Genomic DNA, 18,667 nt, shown 5'->3' on the forward strand with positions numbered 1-18,667 from the left:
TGCTTCCAGAGCCATTCTTTTTTATTAGCCAGCAAAATTAAATGTTGTGGTGCTTCCATTTTGAGTGGATGTGACTTGAAGCTGTGCATCGATTCGTTCCTTCAATTCAGGAACATGGGAAATGATGCCGACTAACCGTCCACTACTCTGGATATCCATTAATGCTTCAATGGCATGATCCAGTGATTCAGGATCGAGAGTACCGAAACCTTCATCTATGAACATCGTTTCCAGGGAAATTCCTCCTGCATTCTGCTGGACAATATCTGCAAGCCCAAGAGCAAGGGCAAGCGAGGCTTTAAAACTCTCTCCGCCAGAAAGCGTTTTGACATGCCTTTCCTGTCCGGTATATTGGTCATATACTGACAGCTCCAACCCACTTTGAATATTCCTGCGAGTTGGGTCAAGCTTTCGCAATAGCTGATAACGACCGCTTGTCATCTTTAACAGTCTCAGATTGGCTTCTTTTAGAATATCATCTAAAAAGGCAGCCAAAACATACCGTTCAAACGTAATTCGGAATGAATTTTGGCCTTTTGAAATCTCTGAAAGATGCCCAACGATGCTATATTTTTCATCCAGGCTTTTCTGCTCTTCTCTAATATATGCCAATTTCCGCTCGATTTCCTGGTTATTCCTTTGTTCAGCCTGTAGTTCATTCTGTGTGTGTCGCAACTTTTCCAATTCACCGTCAATGAATGCAAAGGTCTTTCTTAACCCCTCCAAGTCCGGTTTTGGTACATCTTTTAACTTCATTTCCAGATCATGAAACAAGCTAATCACACTTTGCCAATTTTGTTCGTATAATTGTACTTGTTTTTCCATAGATTCAAGCACTTCTTCAGTCCTTTTGGCTGCAGTATATTCCTTATAAGTAGCAAATCCTTGGTTGGACATTTCCACAACCAGCTTTTCACGCTCTTGATTTAATTCAAGCTTCAATGCATCTATATTTCCTGCGAACGATTCCTTTTTCGCATGGATGCCCGATTCTTTTTCTTTGACCAATTGAAGGGCTTTTTGTGCCTCTTCCAATGATTTTTGTAACTGCTTCTGCCTTCTGACTGCCAATTCAAATGCCCTTGCATATTCTACTTCAGTACGAATTCCTTCTGGTAGGGAATTCGTTAGGCCTGTAAGCTTTGTTGAATTCTCAATAAACCTGGTCTTTGTAGTATCTTCCATTTTCTCTAAAGATGCCAAGTTCTCTTTCAATTGAGTACCCTTCTCTTTTAAGGCAATCAATCGTTTCTCCAATTCGCTTCCTGCATCCTTCTTATCCATTAATGATTGTAAATGCTTTTGTAACTCTCTTCCTTTTTCCTCATATGACTTCAAGTATTCGTCGATAAGCTCGGAAGCGAACTCCGGAACGTCATTTTGTAAATCTGTGAATCTTTCATTCTTGGTGTCTGTGAGTGCCTGTAATTTCGATTCTGCCTGGTAAAATTCACTTTCAGCCTGACTTTTTTGTTTATCGGCCATTTTCACTATATTTTCCTGCTGTTTCAATTCTACATCCGATGGCATATTCTTATGCAAGTGTGCAGGCTCAGGGTGATCAATCGAACCACAGACGGGACAGTTTTCACCATCATGAAGCATGGATGCTAGCATACCAGCCTGACCGGCACGCCAGTTTTGATTGATTACCTCTAGTTTTTCTTTTTCCTGGAGATGATGATCGAGCATCATTTGAAATGTAGACTTTTTATTTTCCAAGACATCCATCATGCTTTCACATTCTGAATAAACAGCTTGTAGCTTTCTAAGTTTTGAAAGAAGCTGTTGATTTTTTTCAAACTCCCTTTCTTTCTCTCCATAAAAGATCGCCACTTTTTCGGCTTCCGCCTTTTCAAGGCTGATTTTCTCCATGTCCGTTTCGATTCTAGCAAGCTCTGAAACATTATGTTCACGGAGTTGCTTACTTTTCTTCCACTCTGTTTCATCTAAAGTAACCTGTTCTCTAAGACTTGAATAATTCAAAACGGCTTCTTTCACCTGTTCAAGCTGATGTACATTCCGTAACGCCTGTTCTCGATTCTCTTCCTTTGCCAGCTCTTGCTCATAAACTTCCTGTTTCTTCAGGCGCTCCTCTAACAATAGTTCGGCCTGCTTGGTTAAATTTTGAAGTTCAGACGTCACCTCTTTTACCTGTTTACCGATTCGCAAGTAATATTGCTCTTGTTTTTCTAGCGAGGCCGCTTTATGAGCCATTTTCATTTGTTCTTTTAACTCCATAATTTCCGGGCGCCTGTTTTCTAAGTCTGCTTTTTCATTTTGTAATCTGTCTTTCTCAGCAAATCTATTCAATAAATCGGCCGCTTTGGATAGCTCTTGGTTGACCTGATCACGGGCATTCTGCTTTTCCTTTAGAAGCTCACCTAAATGTTGATGCTTTTCTGTAGCCGTTGATATCACCGAATGAAGCAAAGGAAGAATTTGTTGTTCATTTGGTTCAGCTGCTTCCAATAAAGATTGAAGCTCCACATGATCACCCGGTTTGATGCCCTTCATTAATTCAATGCGACGCTGTGCGCTTTTTTCACTTTGTTTCTTAAGAAGTGATGCTTCCTCTTTTAATCTTTCTTCTATTCTCTTATATAATTCGGTATGGAATAACTTTTGCAAAATCTGTTCCTTATCTTTACTATCAGATGTTAATAGTTTACGGAATTCATTTTGCGGAATCATCAGGATTTGCCTAAACTGGTTCGCATCCAACCCAATGAGTACTTTGATTTTCTCTTCAACCTCGCGTACATTGGCTCCCAGTAACTTTCTCCCCTCGCCTTGTACCAATTCATATAGTTCCGCTTTCGCGCTAACGGTTGTGGTACCCTCTCCTGATTTCTTCTTTCGTTCCTGCTGTGGAGATCGGGTAACCAAATATGTTTTTCCACGGAGAGTGAATTGCAATGAAACCTCCGTCAAGACGTCGTCCTCGGCAAATTGACTTCGTAAATCTTGTCCACTACGGTCTTCACCGCTCGCTTTCCCATATATAGCAAAGCTAATCCCATCAAAAATGGTCGTTTTCCCGGCACCGGTCTTTCCTGAAATGACAAACATGGTCCGTTCTCCCAGTGTATTAAAATCAATGATTTCCTTACCCGCATATGGACCGAATGCTTGCATCGTCAAAATATGAGGTCTCATTTCAAAGCCTCCTCTTTCTTGACAGCTTCAATGACAGAAACCATCAGTTCCTGCTTTTGAGAATCGAACTCTCTATCTGTCATCTCCTGATAAAACGTCTCAAACAAGTCTATTTCAGACTTCCTTTCATCTTTTACGGAGGAATATGATTTTTTTCGTCTCAAATCGGTCAGATCCCATTTCCGTTCCAGGTGAAGCACATTCGGGTAAACTTGACGCAATCGGTTAATGGGATCGATGAGCGATCCCTCGTCATTCAAGGTAATCTTCAAATAATCGTCTACTTTTTGATTTTGATAAAAAGTAACGTCAAGTAATTCTTCCATCGTGCCTGAAATCTCCCTCATATCATACTTAGGGGTCAGGGACCGATAGCGAATATCAAAGTTACCATCTTCTCTCATTTCAACGATGGATAGCGACTTATTTTGTTTAGCCTCAGAAAATGAATACTTTAAAAGCGATCCGGAGTAATAAACCTTTGGATGTCGAATTGCATCCGGGCTATGTAAATGCCCAAGTGCCGTATAATCGAACGCATCAAATAAATCGGCTGTCACACAACCAGATCCACCCACTGACAGAACCCGTTCTGAATCGCTCGTTTTACCACCCACTACAAAAGCGTGTCCCACCAATACATTCGGCTCGTTTGGATTAAGCGTTTCCTCTATAGCCCCTGTTATCCTTCTCATCGCCTCTTGATGGGAATGGATGCTTTCATCCTCGAAAACGTGACGAACCGTCCCTGGTTCTGCATAAGGAACACAGTAAAAATTAACACCCTTGATATGGACTGGTTCACATGTTTTTGTCAGTTTCCCGTGAATGTATAACTGGCTATGGCGGTACCATGATGAGCCAAATGATAACCTTTCAGCCGAATCGTGGTTCCCTGATATGGCCACAATGGGGATTTTCATTTTTACATTGATCGTATAAAGAATCTCATCAAGTAGCTCAACCGCCTCAGTCGGTGGTACGGAACGGTCATAAAGATCACCGGCAATGACCACCGCATCGGGTTTTTCCTCTTCGATTATCTCAATAAATTGTAGCAGGGCATGACGTTGGTCATCCGTCATATGGACCCCGTGAACAATTTTCCCTAAATGCCAATCGGCCGTATGGATAAATTTCATCGTTTCACTCCGTCCTCGTTTTTCTTACTACTATTATATCAAATATTAAAAAGAAAGCCTTGATAGAGTACAAACGTTCTAATTATTACCACAATCCATAATAAAAAAGGCACACTCTAAAGAGTATGCCCACCCTGCCTTCAGCTAAATAAATGCTGATAGGGATCCATATTCACTTGTCGTTCCGTCAACTTTTTTTGTAAAAACTTATGATCTCGTTTGGGTGTGGCAATGATATACCCACGAATCACCAAATCTTCTGTTATATTCGGCGCCTTTTCCTTCAAAGCCAATTCACCGATTTTACCAGCGATTTTATGACGGGCCACATCACGAAAAAGTTCAGGTACAGGGCTTACTAAATCTTCAAGTAAATCCTTTTGCTGTTGTGACCATAAGTGGTTCGTTTGTTCCAAGTAATACTCTTCCCAATCCATATCTGATTTCCCGTCTTCTTTCGGGAATCTCTTTAAGAACTTCCGAAACATGAAAAAGCCACCAATGCTCATCAACGTTACTAAAAGGACTACCCAAAAAAGGATAAACCATAAAAACCAGCCTCCTAGCAAAGAACCACCTCATATGTATAAATTAATTTATCGTTACCATTATTATAGACAGTAACCCATTTCTTTACAAGGCTGGTAATGGAATCAATCTTGAGAATCTACTTCGATTAACGTAAGGGAAAAGTCTCCCACAGCATTTTCTTCATATAAATTCGTAAGCGATGTTGAATAGTTGAAGATTTCTGCCCGGTATTCTTCTCTTGTCTCAGGAATCTTTAAATCAAAAATCATTTGATAGAGCAGCGTTGTGATATCATGATACTCCTCGCTCGTTACTTTAAAATCAAAACTAACCTTTCTAAGTTCTCCGCTTTCAGGGTTCTTTATAGAATCGGCATGAAAATTTGTGACCTGCAGCGAAACATCATTCAATACAACTTCATCAACCATCTCATTAACAACTCCTTAGTATATTAGATTAAAGTTATGTTACCACTCCAACTGCTTAACGCCAACGATTTAGCTTCAAAATAGAAAAAAACGTGCTCAGGGAAACCCTGGCACATTTTTTATTAATTTCCTTTTTTAACGATTATACGCCATTGAGCGTCATCGACTTGTTCAAATTCCGTAATTTCATGACCTTCCGTTGCAGCCCAGCGAGGGATACTTTCCGTTGCTTGAGTGCAATCGAAATTGATGATCAATTCTTCCCCTTTTGTCATACCTGCAATTGCTTCTTTTGCTTCTACTAATGGAAATGGACAAACCATTCCTGATGTCTCTAATACCTTTACCATTTAACTCCACTCCTCTAATTAATGTGATAAAACTCAGGCAGCCTTTGATGCGCTTGAACTCTTTTGCTTACGGATGATAGTGAAATAAGCCGCTACCCATGTTCCTAATAAGAAAAAGACAATCGCGACCCAGCCTTGCCACGCAAATAATGCTGAGTTAACCAGTCCATTACCTATGGTACACCCGCCGGCGATACTCGCGCCAAATCCCATAATCACTCCACCAAAAGCATTATTACGCAATGTTTTCATATCAGGCAGTCTCCAACGGAATTCCCCGCTGCCTTTCGCTGCAATGAAAGCACCCAAGAAAATGCCCAATACTAAAAATGTACCCCAATCGATGAGCGCGTCATCTCCTGTGATAAGGAACGTTAAAATATTCGCAGAAGGTGTAGTAATCCCTAAACCGAACATTCGCCCGGTCATCGCACTTAAAGGCCAAGCCACGATGGCAATAAGTCCTACCAATAAGGCAGTGACAAAGGGATGCCAGCGTTTTTCAAATAAAATATGAGCCAATCCAGTTTTTTTCGGTTTCATCTTGAACATAGGAAGTTTAGGCTTTTTAAATTCCCTGATGACCAAGATACCAACTATGATTATCAAAACAATGACCAATAACCAAGGTGACACATTCAACGTTTCATGAATATACGTATCACTCGTACGATAAGAAACCAGATGATCCCCTGTAGCTTTCCACACGCCGTACTTCGTCATCGCAGCTCCAAGCATATAACCGAAGAGCGCGACCCAACTACCAATCATACCCTCTCCTGCCCGGTACCATGTTCCTGTCGCACAGCCTCCTGCAAGAACCATCCCGATACCGAATATAAAGCCTCCGAGGATGGTTCCTAACCAAGGAAAACCATCATTACCAAATTGAATGACTCCTGTATCCCGTAGTGCATACACACCAACGCTTTGTATCGCAATGACAATGAACGTAGCTAAAAACATTCGCCCGTCTTTCGCTATAAGCAAATCACGATATGCACCAACAACACAGAAACGGCCTCTTTGAAGCACAAATCCTAGTAGTAAACCACAAATAATCCCTAACACAATCATTTGTAACATAAACCGTTTCCCCCTTAAGTAAACAACAATAATATTAATATAATATAATTCGCATGAAATTACTATGATTTTTAATGAATTTCTCCTCTAACCTAATTTTGAATAGAACAACTAAGTGTTTTTACCAAACAAAAAAAACCACATGTGTCAACATGCGGTTTTCACTGGGTAAAAGTCAAATCATCTTACCTTCACTAAAAGAAGCTGCTTTGACTTTTTTATATTGGTAAAGCATCACAACTCGCCAAGGAACAATCATACCGAAAGCAAGAAGGAAAAACATCCCACCAAGCACTCCAATTTCAATCGTGCTTCCCAAAATCAATTTAGCTACCAAACGTATTACCATAATACCGATTAAAATAAAAATAAATGCTTTGGAACGCTGGATATATATTTGTTCATCACGCACTTCGAATTTCGAAGTCTTGATTAATAAGATAGAAAATAACATACCAGCTATAAGAGCTTCTAAAAGTTCAGAACGTGTTACTTGAAACATCGGAAAAAGAAACATCAAAGCTCCTGTGCTCATGAAAAGAGGCGGTAGAATAATCTTTTTCGCATTCACCGGTCTTTCCGTTTCCTTCATACGCAACTTAAAAACAACTAAAGCCATCAAAATAGCCATTCCTGTTGTTATATATATCATTTAACTCATCCTTTTTAGCTAATAGTAAGTAGGTACACACTAAGAAAACTATATAATAATTATAACCTTAAACAAAGTATATAGTACCTAAATCAGATTAACAAGGCGAGTATTTAATCCAATACCCTATTAACGGCATCCAAGACTCGATTCTCATCAAAAGGCTTTACAATAAAGTCCTTTGCTCCAGCCTCAATGGCTTCCACAACCATTTTTTGCTGCCCCATAGCTGAGCACATAATAACCATTGCAGAGGAAAACTCCTTTTTTATTTCCTTAACTGCATCAAGCCCGCTCATTATCGGCATTGTTATATCCATTATGACTAAATCGGGATTCAGTCTTCGATATAGTTCAATCGCCTCTTTTCCATTTTCACCTTCACCAACCACTTCATGGCCTGCTTTAGTCAATATATTTGAAAGTGTCATTCTCATAAATTTAGCATCATCAACTACTAATAATTGGGCCATAGCCGCTCCTCCTCATTTCAAACAACAAGCAGAACAAATAAAAGATATTCAAAGTTATATATTCCTAGAATATCTAACTTAAGTCCTAAAATCAACGAATTTTATAACTAAAGGCATAAAAAAAGGGGATCAAAGACTCAATAAAAAGCCTATACAATTCAAAAAATATATTTTTTTACATGAAAATGTACTAAAATCCAATAAACCCACCGAATAGTGTAGTTAAAACGGCAATGATTTTAGTCATCCAATCAAAAAATAAGATAATCCCCATAACAATCATTAAATAACCACCAATTTTCATAATGTACTGACTGTAGGTTTTTATCCATTTTAATTTCCCTACAAAAAAGGATAAAACAAAAAATGGGATGGCAAATCCTAATACATAAGCAATCATATAGTTCATAGCGGCACTAGGATTTGTTACCCCTAGCGTCATGACAGTTCCTAAAAGGGGACCGGCACATGGCGTCCACCCAGCTGCAAAAGCAAGACCAATAAGAATCGATCCCAAGTAACCACCAGGCCTGTTCTTAAATTCAAACCGGCTATCCTTCATTAAGGACTTCGGTTGGAAGATTCCCACTATGAATAACCCAAAAAGGACTATTAAGATGGCACCAATTTGACGAATTAACTCTTTATAATCCGAAAAGAAAGAACCTAAATATGTAGTACCGAATCCTAGCGCTATAAATACCAACGAGAAACCTAGCAAAAAGAACAACGTATGCAACATGCTTCTTTTTTGCAGCATAGTATTATCCGACTTGATTTCTCCCACGCTCATACCTGTGATGTATGATAAAAAAGCAGGATATAACGGCAAGCAGCATGGAGAAATAAAGCTCAAAAATCCAGCTCCAAATGCTAAGAAAATATTAATTTCATCCAAGACTTCCACTCCTATGTAAGACAACCTATAAACATTGTATCAAATTAGATAAAAAAATACATTTTTGGAATTGATAATTTTTCGTGACAACCTGAAAAAGCTAATTAAAATGATCCTCTACCCTTAAATCAAAACTTATTTGATATCAATTCATCAAGGCTTTATAATTGTTATATTCATACATATTTTACAACAAATCTAAAAAAACGCCAATGCATTCGGATTAAGAAAGGAATAGCTATGTTAAAAAGTAATGAATGTCTTGAACAAATAGAATTAAAACGAAGTGAACTTATTACTATAGTGGAACGAAATGGGCTAAGTTCACATCTTGCCATCGAACTTAGTCAACAGCTTGACCAATTACTAAACATCTATCATGAAAAACATTATAAAACGGGTACTTGACTAAAGTGATATTGGTTTCATTATATGACGTATATTCATCCTCATTCCTCAATGACGTACACTTATTGCTTACCTCTCATCTTCTCATTTCTAATCATTAATAAATAAAGACAAACTCCACATAATAAAATGTATAACCGTATTTCCTGGAGGAAACTATTGTGAAAACTTTATTTATTGCCCTATCCCTCAGTATTTTGTTTCCTGCCTCGTATAACGAGTCCCAGGCAGCAACAGACAGCAGAGCAGTTTACGAAAAAACAGGAAATGTTATTTGGGAAGTGAATACTCAAGAAAAAATCGTTGCCATTACATTTGATGATGGGCCCCATCCAGACTATACTCCTCAGATCCTGGATCTTTTAGCAAAATATAATGCAAAAGCTACTTTTTTCGTAGCGGGTAATAAAGTGAAGAGCTACCCAGATGTTTTAAAAAGAGAGATTAAGGAAGGTCATGAAATTGCCAACCATACTTATACTCATCCATATGATAGGAATATAACTGCTCATAAACTATCATCGGAATTAGATGATACGGATAAGATTATATGGGACCTTGCACGATATAAACCCTCTCTTTATCGTCCTGTAGGTGGTTTCCATAATGATACAATCATCAATACTGCGGTTAATAAAGGATTTAAAGTGGTACTCTGGTCTTGGCATCAGGACCCAAAAGACTGGGCTAGGCCTCCAGCCAATAAAATATCAAACCACATCATTAAATCCTTGCGACCCGGAGATATCATTTTACTCCATGATTGGAGTGACCGCCCCCAAACAGTTCGTGCTTTAGAAACAACACTAGCTTATCTTTATAAAAATGGTTATGAATGTGTAACCGTATCCGAATTATTGTATCGTTCAAACCTTACCTTACCTGAATTTTTCAGGGTTTTCCCATTGAAATAGGAAATATAATACGTTTTATTTATTCGGTCAACACTAGTAATAGGCCACTCAATCAAATCGATATGTCATCCCAGTATCAGTTAGGGTGTTTCAACCAATTTAAGCCCTTATATAGTGGAGGAACATCTCTTTTAAAAACTGTTGTTGGTCAATGGGGGTAATACCCGAAGATGGTATAGCTACCTTTTCATGCAAAGTGATTCTCGTTGAAAATATGCTAAAACAATTAGTTATTGTTTGAAGGGCTAGCTCCATATTTATATCAGAACGGAGAGAGTCATCTTCAACCCCTTGCTTTATGATTTTGAAAATTTCACGCGATAACTCTTTTTGTATGTCGATATAGGAATCAATATTTTCTAGAGGCTCGTTTTTATATGAGGAATAGCTTTCAAAAGCCTCACGAAATAAGGTGACTTTTCTAGCTGGTCCATTCGCGATCTCTAAAAAATATTCGAATAACTCTTCAAATTTTTCGTATGCGTTCTTTTCTGAATCGGCAATCTTTTTTAGGTCGTCTTGGAAATTACTTAAAATGAATACAGCAACCTCAACGATTAAATTTTCTTTTTTAGGAAAGTAACGAAATAAGGTGGCTATACCGACATTTGCCTTTGTAGCGACATCTTGCATTTGTACATCATATAATCCTTTTTCTGAAAATAATTCCTCCGCTGCAAGGATTATTTGTTCTGTCCGATGCTTTTTATTTTTTTCTCTAGTATTTGAACTCACGATTCATCGGTCCTTTCTCCTATTGCTTGATATATTCTGTTAAATAGTATAAAATAAAAATGCATAAAATGATAGTTCGACTATCAAAAAAATAATAATGAGGTGTTATTTATGGAAAGATTATTAAATAAAGTAGCAATTATCACTGGCGCAGCAGCCGGCATGGGTGCGACTCATGCGCGTAAATTTATTGAAGAAGGCGCAAAAGTTGTTTTAACCGACTTAAATGAAGAAGCCGGAGCAGCTCTTGCGAAAGAACTAGGCGAAAACGCCATATTTATTAAACAAGACGTTTCTAGCGAATCCGATTGGCAGACTGTAGTTAGCGAGACTGAAAACACATTTGGCCCAGTAAACATTCTAGTAAACAATGCAGGAATAAGCCTTAATAACTCCATTGAAGATACTACCTTGGATCAGTACCTTAAAATCGTCAAAATTAACCAAGTATCTGTATTTTTAGGAATGAAAACCGTTGTTTCATCCATGAAGAAAACTGAAAACGGATCAATCGTCAATATTTCTTCAATGAACGGGTTAGTGGCTGGTGCGATTGGTTATACGGATACAAAATTTGCCGTTCGCGGAATGACAAAAGCAGCCGCCATTGATTTTTCACGTTATGGAATCCGAGTGAATTCAGTACACCCAGGTGTGATTGAAACACCGATGGTAACCCAAGGCGATGCTGTCGAAGTCATCAAAGAATTTGCCAAACATATTCCTCTTAAACGCGTGGCACAGCCAGAAGAAGTCTCCAATCTCGTTCTTTTCCTAGCTTCCGAAGAATCCAGCTATTCTACAGGAGCTGAATTCGTAATTGACGGCGGATTAACTGCACAATAATATAAAATGACACATACACACAGGTTGCCCCTTTTATCTTGGGGCAACCTGTTTTTACATTTAACGCCCATTATGAATGGGATTCCTATCTATCACGTCTTTCCTTTCTGTACACTTAATAATCAATTTTTATATGGGCCTGGTCCCCTCACGCAAAAACCCCCTTCTCTGGTAGATTTCGTCAGAGAAAGAGGTTTCGGATCGTGATGAAAGATAAAGCAAACAAAAATTTATGATGAAAGATTACTCTGTAATGCATTTTATGATTTGCTCATCCTATAATAGCCATAATCAATCGATTAAAAATTAGTGCATAGCGATTTTCATGCTATTTATTTGGTTTGTTGTTTATTCATAGCACTCATCATTTGATTAATTTTCTTTTGGGACGGTTTCATACCCATTTGCATCATCATCATTTTCAACATTTGTTCGTTAATTGGCGGATTTTTCTTTAAGTAATCCATCATGTATTTACGAGCGATGAAAAATCCTAGCACTATTCCCAAAATCAATGCTAGTACGCCAACTAGAATGTAAACCCACATACTATTTCCTCCTTCATGTTGTCTAACATCAGTGTACTAGACCAAATATTATTATACAATACCCGCTAGCGAAAAGTCCCCCATTTAGACAAATTTTCTTTCTTTAATCGGTTTTAACCAACCATACTTTTCATGTTCAAAATCAATGGCTAGAAAACCTGGTTCGCATTTGCGAATACATTCAAAGAAAGCAGTCTCCGCTTCAACGTCACCCTCAGATTTAAGTATTATGGATTCACCCTCAATAGTTAAGGCCGCCTTGCTTGTTCCACTTGTTTTTTCTAAATAGTATTTACCGTTTTGCGACCAAAAATTCATCTTTTTCTTTAACCGCTGTTCAATAACAACCTGCAATTGGATTACGGGAACTGTCTTGGTGACATATTCGATTTGTTTTTGCAAAATACTCCTTAGTCCACCCTTTGCTTGAATATACTCCAAAAACAAATTGAAGAAAAGCTTTTCCCTACCATAATAATGATGGGCGAATTCATCTTCAATCAAAAAAATCTGATAGGTTCTCATTAGCCTATACCTCCCTAGGATCTCAATTTATGAACAGATATTAAAACGTAATGGCTTTTGCCATGAACCTTTATAAACCTTTACCCATTTGACACATTTAATCGATAATTAATTATTCTTATTATATCTTGACAAAACAACAAGATATGTTGTTTGCTGGAGAAATTTTCATCTTTTTTTGTCGAATGGGATTTTTTTAAATAAGTCCTCATTTACTGATATATAAGAAAAACTGACACCTCATAAATAGGTGTCAGTCATGTCTTACTCAATTATTTAACAAGCATCTCTTTCACACGAGCTACTACATTTTCAACGGTAAAGCCGAATTCTTTCATAATTTTACCGCCTGGAGCTGAAGCGCCAAAATGATTAATGGCTAAAATTTCACCTTCATCCCCTGTATAACGGTCCCAGCCAAAAGGTGAAGCCATTTCGATAGCCAGACGTTTTTTGACAGCCGGGTTGATTACACTTTGTTTGTAATCCTTGGATTGAGTTTCAAAACGATCCCACGATGGCATGCTGATAACGGAAACTTCAATTCCTTCCTCCGACAATGCTTGCTGTGCTTCGACAGCTAGATGAACTTCAGAACCAGTAGCCAGTAGCAATGCATCCGCTACTTCTTTTTTAGCGTCTGATATCACATAAGCACCTTTTACCACACCTTCATAAGCAGTTTCTGATGTGTTTTTGATTGTTGGTAAACCTTGGCGTGTTAACACAAGAGCCGTTGGTTTATCCTTAGACTCAATAGCGACCTTCCAAGCTGCTGCAACTTCATTACCATCAGCTGGACGAATCACACCAAGATTAGGCATGGCACGTAATGAGGCTAATTGTTCGATAGGCTCATGTGTCGGTCCGTCTTCACCAACAGCGATACTGTCGTGAGTGAATACATATGTTACAGGAAGTCCCATTAAGGCAGCCATTCGGATGGATGGACGTAGATAATCAGAGAATACGAAGAATGTTCCACCGTAAACCTTGATGCCACCATGTAGCGTCATCCCGTTCAATGCTGCTCCCATAGCGAATTCACGTACACCAAACCATATATTACGTCCACTATAATTTCCAGGCAATAGATCTGTAGCACCTTTGATGGATGTATTATTTGAACCTGCTAAATCGGCTGAACCTCCAATAAGGCTAGGTAGTTTTTTCGCTAATGCATTCAATACTTCTCCACTGGAAGCACGCGAAGCCAATGTCTTGCCTTCTTCATAAACTGGAATTTCTTGATCCCAGTCTGCAGGTAGTTCACCTTTTATAGAAAGCTCCAGCTGTTCTGCGAGCTCAGGGTACGCTTCTTTATATTTATTAAATAGTTCATTCCATTCTTGTTCTTTTTTATTTCCAGCTTCTACACAAGCTTCATTAAAGTGTGCATATACTTCATCCGGAACATAAAAGTCTTCTTCGAATGTCCATTTGTAAGCTTCTTTTGTCAACTTCATTTCATCAGCACCAAGGGGAGCACCGTGAGCTGCAGACTTACCAGAGCGGTTAGGAGAACCATAACCAATCACTGTCTTCACTTCGATTAAAGTTGGACGAGCTTCATCAGTCTTTGCTTCTTCAATGGCTTTTGCGATTTGTTGTAAATCGTTGCCGTCCTCCACTCTCAGATACTGCCAGCCGTATGATTTAAAACGGTCTGCTACACTTTCACTGAATGATTGGCTAAGATCTCCGTCAAGAGAAATATCGTTTGAATCATATAAAACGACAAGTCTTCCTAGTTGAAGATGGCCTGCTAAAGAAGCAGCTTCAGCTGAAACGCCTTCCATTAAGTCTCCATCCCCACAAATACTATATGTATAATGATCAACCACATTATAAGAATCACGATTGTAGCTTTCAGCCAAGTGACGTTCTGCCATTGCCATACCTACAGCCATTGCAATCCCTTGGCCAAGTGGTCCAGTAGTGGCATCTACTCCAGCAGTATGTCCGTATTCAGGATGCCCAGGAGTTTTACTTCCCCATTGACGGAAACCCTTTAAGTCATCCATTGTCAAGCCGTAACCTGATAAATGCAGGAGACTGTATAATAGCATGGAACCATGTCCTGCCGATAAAACAAAACGGTCTCTATTAAACCAATCAGGATTTTTCGGGTTATGATTCATATAATCAGTCCACAGCTTATATGCCATGGGAGCTGCACCCATAGGCATGCCTGGATGACCTGAATTAGCCTTTTCAATTGCATCGATCGATAATGTACGAATTGTATTAATAGAAAGTGCATCTAATTTATCTAACATGTGTAAAACATCCCTTCCTGTAGTGTACCTCTTTATATTATATTGACTAACTTAATATCACAACTAAAATAACCTTTTCTTGCACAGCTAATTCAATTTTCTACTAATTAAGGATTCACCAAGGTTAGGTTAAACCAAAAAAGAGAATACATACATCGATGCATTCTCTTTTTTCACTTTACATTCCTCATGAGTAATCCTAATGATGGGGCCATCATCAGTCCTTATTGGTTAATGTAAACCTTTTTTTTCTTTAATATTTTTTATTTTTTGAGGTGTGACATCATTACCTTCCGGATCGATAACTTTAACATTTTCTAGCGTATCAGCCATTGAACGTCTAAATGTCTCCAAATACTCACTTCGTAAGGAAGTTTGCTCTTTTGCCTCTTCTACAGTTAAGCCCTCTCCCTTAGCTTTTTTAGAAAGTTCATTGATACGGGCCATTTTTTCTTTTGATAGCATAATTTTTCTCCTTTATATATACGGATATTGACATGGTATTAAAAAAAAAGTGAAATTACAAGTTCTATGATTGATTCTTCGGTGTACCTTGCTGGTATTCCAAGAATCTGCGGTGTACCGTTGCTTTTGACACTTCATAGCCAAAGCCTCTCAGTGTTGCCGCAATCTCCGCAAAAGTTAATCCATTCGAACGCAGTTTCACAATTTCTTCTATGGGTACTTCTTTACGATCCCTGCCAGTGGAGTTTCTTTGGTTCTTCAGGTTTTTCTGGGGCCGGTAGCCATTTTCAACGGCCCTAAGCATACCACGTTTAATTTTCAGGTTATGTAGTTTACGTTGATATTCTTCTACAATACCAACAATTTGGATAACCATGGCATCAGAGTCCGATAACTCTAATTCACCATCATGAGAAAGTGTGAAAATCTTCACTCCTTCTTTAAGTACAACATGAAACAAGGCAATTTTAGCATTTCCTCTTCCCAACCTAGTTTCATCTTGAATCAAGAGAACATCCGCTTCTTTTGTCTTAAAAAGATCAAGCATGTCAAATATCCCGTCACGGTTCAGTTCGTAACCACTTGCCTGCTCTCTTATTATTGAAACGACTTCCATGTCATTATGTTCTGCTAACTTCACTAATTCCTCTTCCTGCCTAGCTAGCGAGGTTTCCTGTGTTTCTTTTTCTGTACTTACCCGACAATAGATGACTGCTTTCATATGAACCTACCTTTACTGCTTACTAGCCAAACTTTGGACTACTTTTTCACTTTCAACTGGTATGACAATGATTTGACCTGCCTTAATAGTATCCGCCCTTACACCGTTATACTCTTCTATCCAACCAATGAATTCTTTTTTTGTCAATTCGGTTTGACCATATTCTTCTGAAATCTCCCATATAGTATCACCTTCGTTAATTTCAATCGAAAGGAAATCCTTATTTTGATTACTATCTAATGTGAAAGAGAATAAAATAGACAAGATAAATACAAATCCTGCTAATAGAATCGTATAAATATTATTTTTGCAAAATGTCTTCATTAATATCCCTCCATAGCGAATGTACGTTCGTTTTTGGTTGATGATTGAATTATAATACGAACGTTTGTTTCAGTCAACAACCAAATTCGAACTTATGTTTGTATAGCATGTGGAGCCATGCTATAATATAGCAAAGAATTATAGAGAAGAGGTGCGTATATGACTAAACTATCAAAACGGCAGCAGGATATTCTTGATTTCATAAAAGATGAAGTTCGTCAAAAAGGTTATCCACCTTCCGTTAGAGAGATTGGCGAAGCTGTGGGACTTGCATCAAGTTCGACTGTACATGGACATTTATCTCGTTTGGAAAGCAAAGGCTTAATCAGACGCGACCCGACTAAACCAAGGGCCATTGAGATTTTAAATATAGAAGAATCTAATAACATTCCAAAAACAAACGTAGTTAACGTACCACTTCTCGGAAAAGTAACCGCAGGTATGCCGATAACTGCCATCGAGAACATAGAGGAATACTTCCCTCTTCCTGAAAGTATGGTTCCACATGATGATCATGTGTTCATGCTTGAAATTATGGGTGAAAGTATGATTGAAGCGGGAATTCATGATGGAGATTATGTCATTGTAAAACAACAAAGCAATGCCAATAACGGAGATATCGTCGTGGCCATGACGGAAGATGATGAAGCCACCGTTAAACGATTCTTTAAGGAACCGGATTACATACGGCTTCAGCCAGAAAACTCCAATATGGAACCTATCATTCTAAGAGATGTAACCATTCTTGGAAGAGTGATCGGGCTATATAGGCAAATTCACTAAAAGCGCACAAATTGCGCTTTTTTTATTTGTTTTAAGTCTATGTATTTCATCCTATGTATATGACAGAAGCAATATTATAATATTTTACTAGAGAGCATTGAATAACAAACCAAGTCAAATAAACAAGGTATAATTCTTTTATATCCGGTGAAATTAGTTCAATAGACATTTCTTTTTGAAAGTGGTGTTACTATGGATTTTCCGACGATACATACGAATTTTTGGGATGCTGTAATGGCTATCCCAACTATCATGATTTTGACCCAAATTATAAAGTTTCTCTTTCCTATCCCCCGAAGTTACGTACCCACTATTGCTTTATGTCTTGGTTTAATCATTTCTATATTCATAAGCCATCGGCATCACTTGACTACCGGGATTTTTATGGGATGGTTTTACGGATACGCCAGTATCGGTAATTACGCCGCACTTAAAACAGCTTTCGTATCCTTTAGGAACTCTGATAATCATTCGGATTGAGTAAACACTGATGGATCCTTCGATCGAAAACCTCTATTTTTTTACGCAAAAAAACTGTCCAGTATTGTTGAACAGCATTTTCAAGCAATAATGGACACATATAGATCAGCTTTCTCTAAACCATCTACACGTGATTCTGGAAAATTTATTCAATCGTGTACCCTCTGCTTTCTACCTCCATCTTGTATTTCTCATGATAATGGATACAATGAACACTACAATTATGGCACCCAGTAACGCAGGCACAATGTAAAACCCTTCTGTTTCAGGTCCGATTGGCCCTAAAATTGCAGTACCAAGCCATGCTCCAACAAATCCAGCAATGATATTTCCAATAATTCCACCCGGCATATCCCTTCCTAAAATCAGGCTTCCCAGCCATCCAATTATTCCACCAACAATTAACATCCAAATTAGCTCCAAAAATAACCACCTCCTTTCTCTAAAATTTATGAAATTTTTTTATTAATAGAACAGACTTGTGACTAATGAAAATCACTTTAAGCTCCTCAGGCAATAAACTTATCGGCTGCTTATATACTTCTACCTATATAGGTACTATAAAAGGCCGCCCTAAAAAGGGTGGCCTTTAGTGTTTGATCTTCCGTTCTCCCTACCACAAAGAAAACCATCCAGTAAGAATGGTTGAAAATTATTATTTGGTTATAATAATAAATGCCGCCAGATAACTGCAATTATCTGGCGGCACCACATGGTAAAAAAGAAAACAATTAAATTGCTTTCTATACTAGAATAAGTATTTTGGCTTCCTTTGTCGATATGACAATATTCCTATTTTCAATTATTTACACTATTTCCTACCATACTTTTTTAATATTTCAACCTTTATTCATCATCATTTTTTCTACACAACCATTTAAAATTGGATTTTCATAACTTGTTGAAGGTTCTTGCAATTC

At 38.1% G+C, this 18,667-nt stretch carries 22 protein-coding genes; 5 read left to right on the plus strand and 17 right to left on the minus strand.

Annotated features, from left to right (window positions below; translation table 11 throughout):
- Window positions 1–24 precede the first annotated feature (24 nt).
- From ACIQXR_RS18250 to ACIQXR_RS18290, 9 genes are all read right to left on the minus strand, one after another.
- A complete protein-coding gene (locus ACIQXR_RS18250; RefSeq protein ID WP_402875386.1) occupies window positions 25–3,159 on the minus strand; it encodes an AAA family ATPase in 3,135 nt (1,044 codons plus the stop codon).
- A complete protein-coding gene (locus ACIQXR_RS18255; RefSeq protein WP_403080537.1) occupies window positions 3,156–4,301 on the minus strand; it encodes an exonuclease SbcCD subunit D in 1,146 nt (381 codons plus the stop codon). The genes ACIQXR_RS18250 and ACIQXR_RS18255 overlap by 4 nt, the downstream gene beginning before the upstream one ends.
- Window positions 4,302–4,441: 140 nt before the next feature.
- On the minus strand, window positions 4,442–4,870 hold the full coding sequence (locus ACIQXR_RS18260) for a DUF2621 domain-containing protein (RefSeq protein WP_402875382.1): 429 nt from the start codon (window positions 4,868–4,870) through the stop codon (window positions 4,442–4,444).
- An 84-nt stretch (window positions 4,871–4,954) separates the two neighbouring features.
- Window positions 4,955–5,260, minus strand: coding sequence for a DUF3219 family protein (locus ACIQXR_RS18265; RefSeq protein ID WP_402875380.1), 306 nt, complete (start codon window positions 5,258–5,260; stop codon window positions 4,955–4,957).
- 122 nt (window positions 5,261–5,382) lie between these two features.
- Complete coding sequence (locus ACIQXR_RS18270; RefSeq protein ID WP_402875378.1) at window positions 5,383–5,610, minus strand: sulfurtransferase TusA family protein; 228 nt, start codon at window positions 5,608–5,610, stop codon at window positions 5,383–5,385.
- A 33-nt stretch (window positions 5,611–5,643) separates the two neighbouring features.
- The gene (locus tag ACIQXR_RS18275; protein WP_402875376.1) at window positions 5,644–6,696 is read right to left on the minus strand and encodes a YeeE/YedE thiosulfate transporter family protein; all 1,053 of its coding nucleotides are present in this window, start codon (window positions 6,694–6,696) and stop codon (window positions 5,644–5,646) included.
- A gap of 175 nt (window positions 6,697–6,871) precedes the next feature.
- Window positions 6,872–7,348: a CcdC family protein gene (locus ACIQXR_RS18280; RefSeq protein ID WP_402875374.1), complete on the minus strand. Its 477-nt coding sequence runs from the start codon at window positions 7,346–7,348 to the stop codon at window positions 6,872–6,874.
- A 113-nt stretch (window positions 7,349–7,461) separates the two neighbouring features.
- The gene (locus ACIQXR_RS18285) at window positions 7,462–7,821 is read right to left on the minus strand and encodes a response regulator (protein WP_402875372.1); all 360 of its coding nucleotides are present in this window, start codon (window positions 7,819–7,821) and stop codon (window positions 7,462–7,464) included.
- A 190-nt stretch (window positions 7,822–8,011) separates the two neighbouring features.
- A complete protein-coding gene (locus ACIQXR_RS18290) occupies window positions 8,012–8,719 on the minus strand; it encodes a cytochrome c biogenesis CcdA family protein (protein WP_402875369.1) in 708 nt (235 codons plus the stop codon).
- A gap of 240 nt (window positions 8,720–8,959) precedes the next feature.
- On the opposite strand from ACIQXR_RS18290, the gene ACIQXR_RS18295 reads away from it, so the two are divergent.
- The gene (locus ACIQXR_RS18295) at window positions 8,960–9,127 is read left to right on the plus strand and encodes a Spo0E family sporulation regulatory protein-aspartic acid phosphatase (RefSeq protein ID WP_402875367.1); all 168 of its coding nucleotides are present in this window, start codon (window positions 8,960–8,962) and stop codon (window positions 9,125–9,127) included.
- Between the two features lie 176 nt (window positions 9,128–9,303).
- A complete protein-coding gene (locus ACIQXR_RS18300; RefSeq protein ID WP_402875431.1) occupies window positions 9,304–10,041 on the plus strand; it encodes a polysaccharide deacetylase family protein in 738 nt (245 codons plus the stop codon).
- 99 nt (window positions 10,042–10,140) lie between these two features.
- Here ACIQXR_RS18300 and ACIQXR_RS18305 read toward each other — a convergent pair whose 3' ends face one another.
- On the minus strand, window positions 10,141–10,776 hold the full coding sequence (locus ACIQXR_RS18305; protein WP_402875365.1) for a TetR/AcrR family transcriptional regulator: 636 nt from the start codon (window positions 10,774–10,776) through the stop codon (window positions 10,141–10,143).
- 111 nt (window positions 10,777–10,887) lie between these two features.
- On the opposite strand from ACIQXR_RS18305, the gene ACIQXR_RS18310 reads away from it, so the two are divergent.
- Complete coding sequence (locus tag ACIQXR_RS18310) at window positions 10,888–11,622, plus strand: glucose 1-dehydrogenase (protein WP_402875363.1); 735 nt, start codon at window positions 10,888–10,890, stop codon at window positions 11,620–11,622.
- Between the two features lie 332 nt (window positions 11,623–11,954).
- Here ACIQXR_RS18310 and ACIQXR_RS18315 read toward each other — a convergent pair whose 3' ends face one another.
- The 6 genes from ACIQXR_RS18315 to yneA form a co-directional block, all read right to left on the minus strand.
- Window positions 11,955–12,170, minus strand: a complete 216-nt coding sequence (locus tag ACIQXR_RS18315) for a YneF family protein (protein WP_402875361.1) — start codon at window positions 12,168–12,170, stop codon at window positions 11,955–11,957.
- Window positions 12,171–12,254: 84 nt separating this feature from the next.
- The gene (gene sirA / locus ACIQXR_RS18320) at window positions 12,255–12,695 is read right to left on the minus strand and encodes a sporulation inhibitor of replication protein SirA (protein WP_403080539.1); all 441 of its coding nucleotides are present in this window, start codon (window positions 12,693–12,695) and stop codon (window positions 12,255–12,257) included.
- 272 nt (window positions 12,696–12,967) lie between these two features.
- The gene (gene tkt, locus ACIQXR_RS18325; RefSeq protein WP_402875359.1) at window positions 12,968–14,974 is read right to left on the minus strand and encodes a transketolase; all 2,007 of its coding nucleotides are present in this window, start codon (window positions 14,972–14,974) and stop codon (window positions 12,968–12,970) included.
- A 231-nt stretch (window positions 14,975–15,205) separates the two neighbouring features.
- Window positions 15,206–15,439, minus strand: coding sequence for a DUF896 domain-containing protein (locus ACIQXR_RS18330; RefSeq protein ID WP_402875358.1), 234 nt, complete (start codon window positions 15,437–15,439; stop codon window positions 15,206–15,208).
- A gap of 64 nt (window positions 15,440–15,503) precedes the next feature.
- Window positions 15,504–16,160 (minus strand): YneB family resolvase-like protein, encoded by a 657-nt coding sequence (locus tag ACIQXR_RS18335; RefSeq protein WP_402875356.1) that lies wholly within the window; start codon window positions 16,158–16,160, stop codon window positions 15,504–15,506.
- 12 nt (window positions 16,161–16,172) lie between these two features.
- Window positions 16,173–16,484, minus strand: a complete 312-nt coding sequence (yneA, locus tag ACIQXR_RS18340; protein ID WP_402875354.1) for a cell division suppressor protein YneA — start codon at window positions 16,482–16,484, stop codon at window positions 16,173–16,175.
- Window positions 16,485–16,643: 159 nt separating this feature from the next.
- Between yneA and lexA the strand changes: the two genes are divergently transcribed.
- Window positions 16,644–17,267, plus strand: coding sequence for a transcriptional repressor LexA (lexA, locus tag ACIQXR_RS18345; RefSeq protein WP_402875352.1), 624 nt, complete (start codon window positions 16,644–16,646; stop codon window positions 17,265–17,267).
- A gap of 192 nt (window positions 17,268–17,459) precedes the next feature.
- Window positions 17,460–17,747 carry a hypothetical protein gene (locus ACIQXR_RS18350; protein WP_402875350.1) on the plus strand — a complete coding sequence of 96 codons (288 nt, stop codon included), beginning with the start codon at window positions 17,460–17,462 and terminating at the stop codon, window positions 17,745–17,747.
- Between the two features lie 171 nt (window positions 17,748–17,918).
- Here ACIQXR_RS18350 and ACIQXR_RS18355 read toward each other — a convergent pair whose 3' ends face one another.
- A complete protein-coding gene (locus ACIQXR_RS18355; RefSeq protein ID WP_402875429.1) occupies window positions 17,919–18,155 on the minus strand; it encodes a GlsB/YeaQ/YmgE family stress response membrane protein in 237 nt (78 codons plus the stop codon).
- Window positions 18,156–18,667 lie beyond the last annotated feature (512 nt).

It is taken from the genome of Peribacillus sp. NPDC097224 (assembly GCF_044761985.1).
GTDB lineage: Bacteria > Bacillota > Bacilli > Bacillales > DSM-1321 > Peribacillus.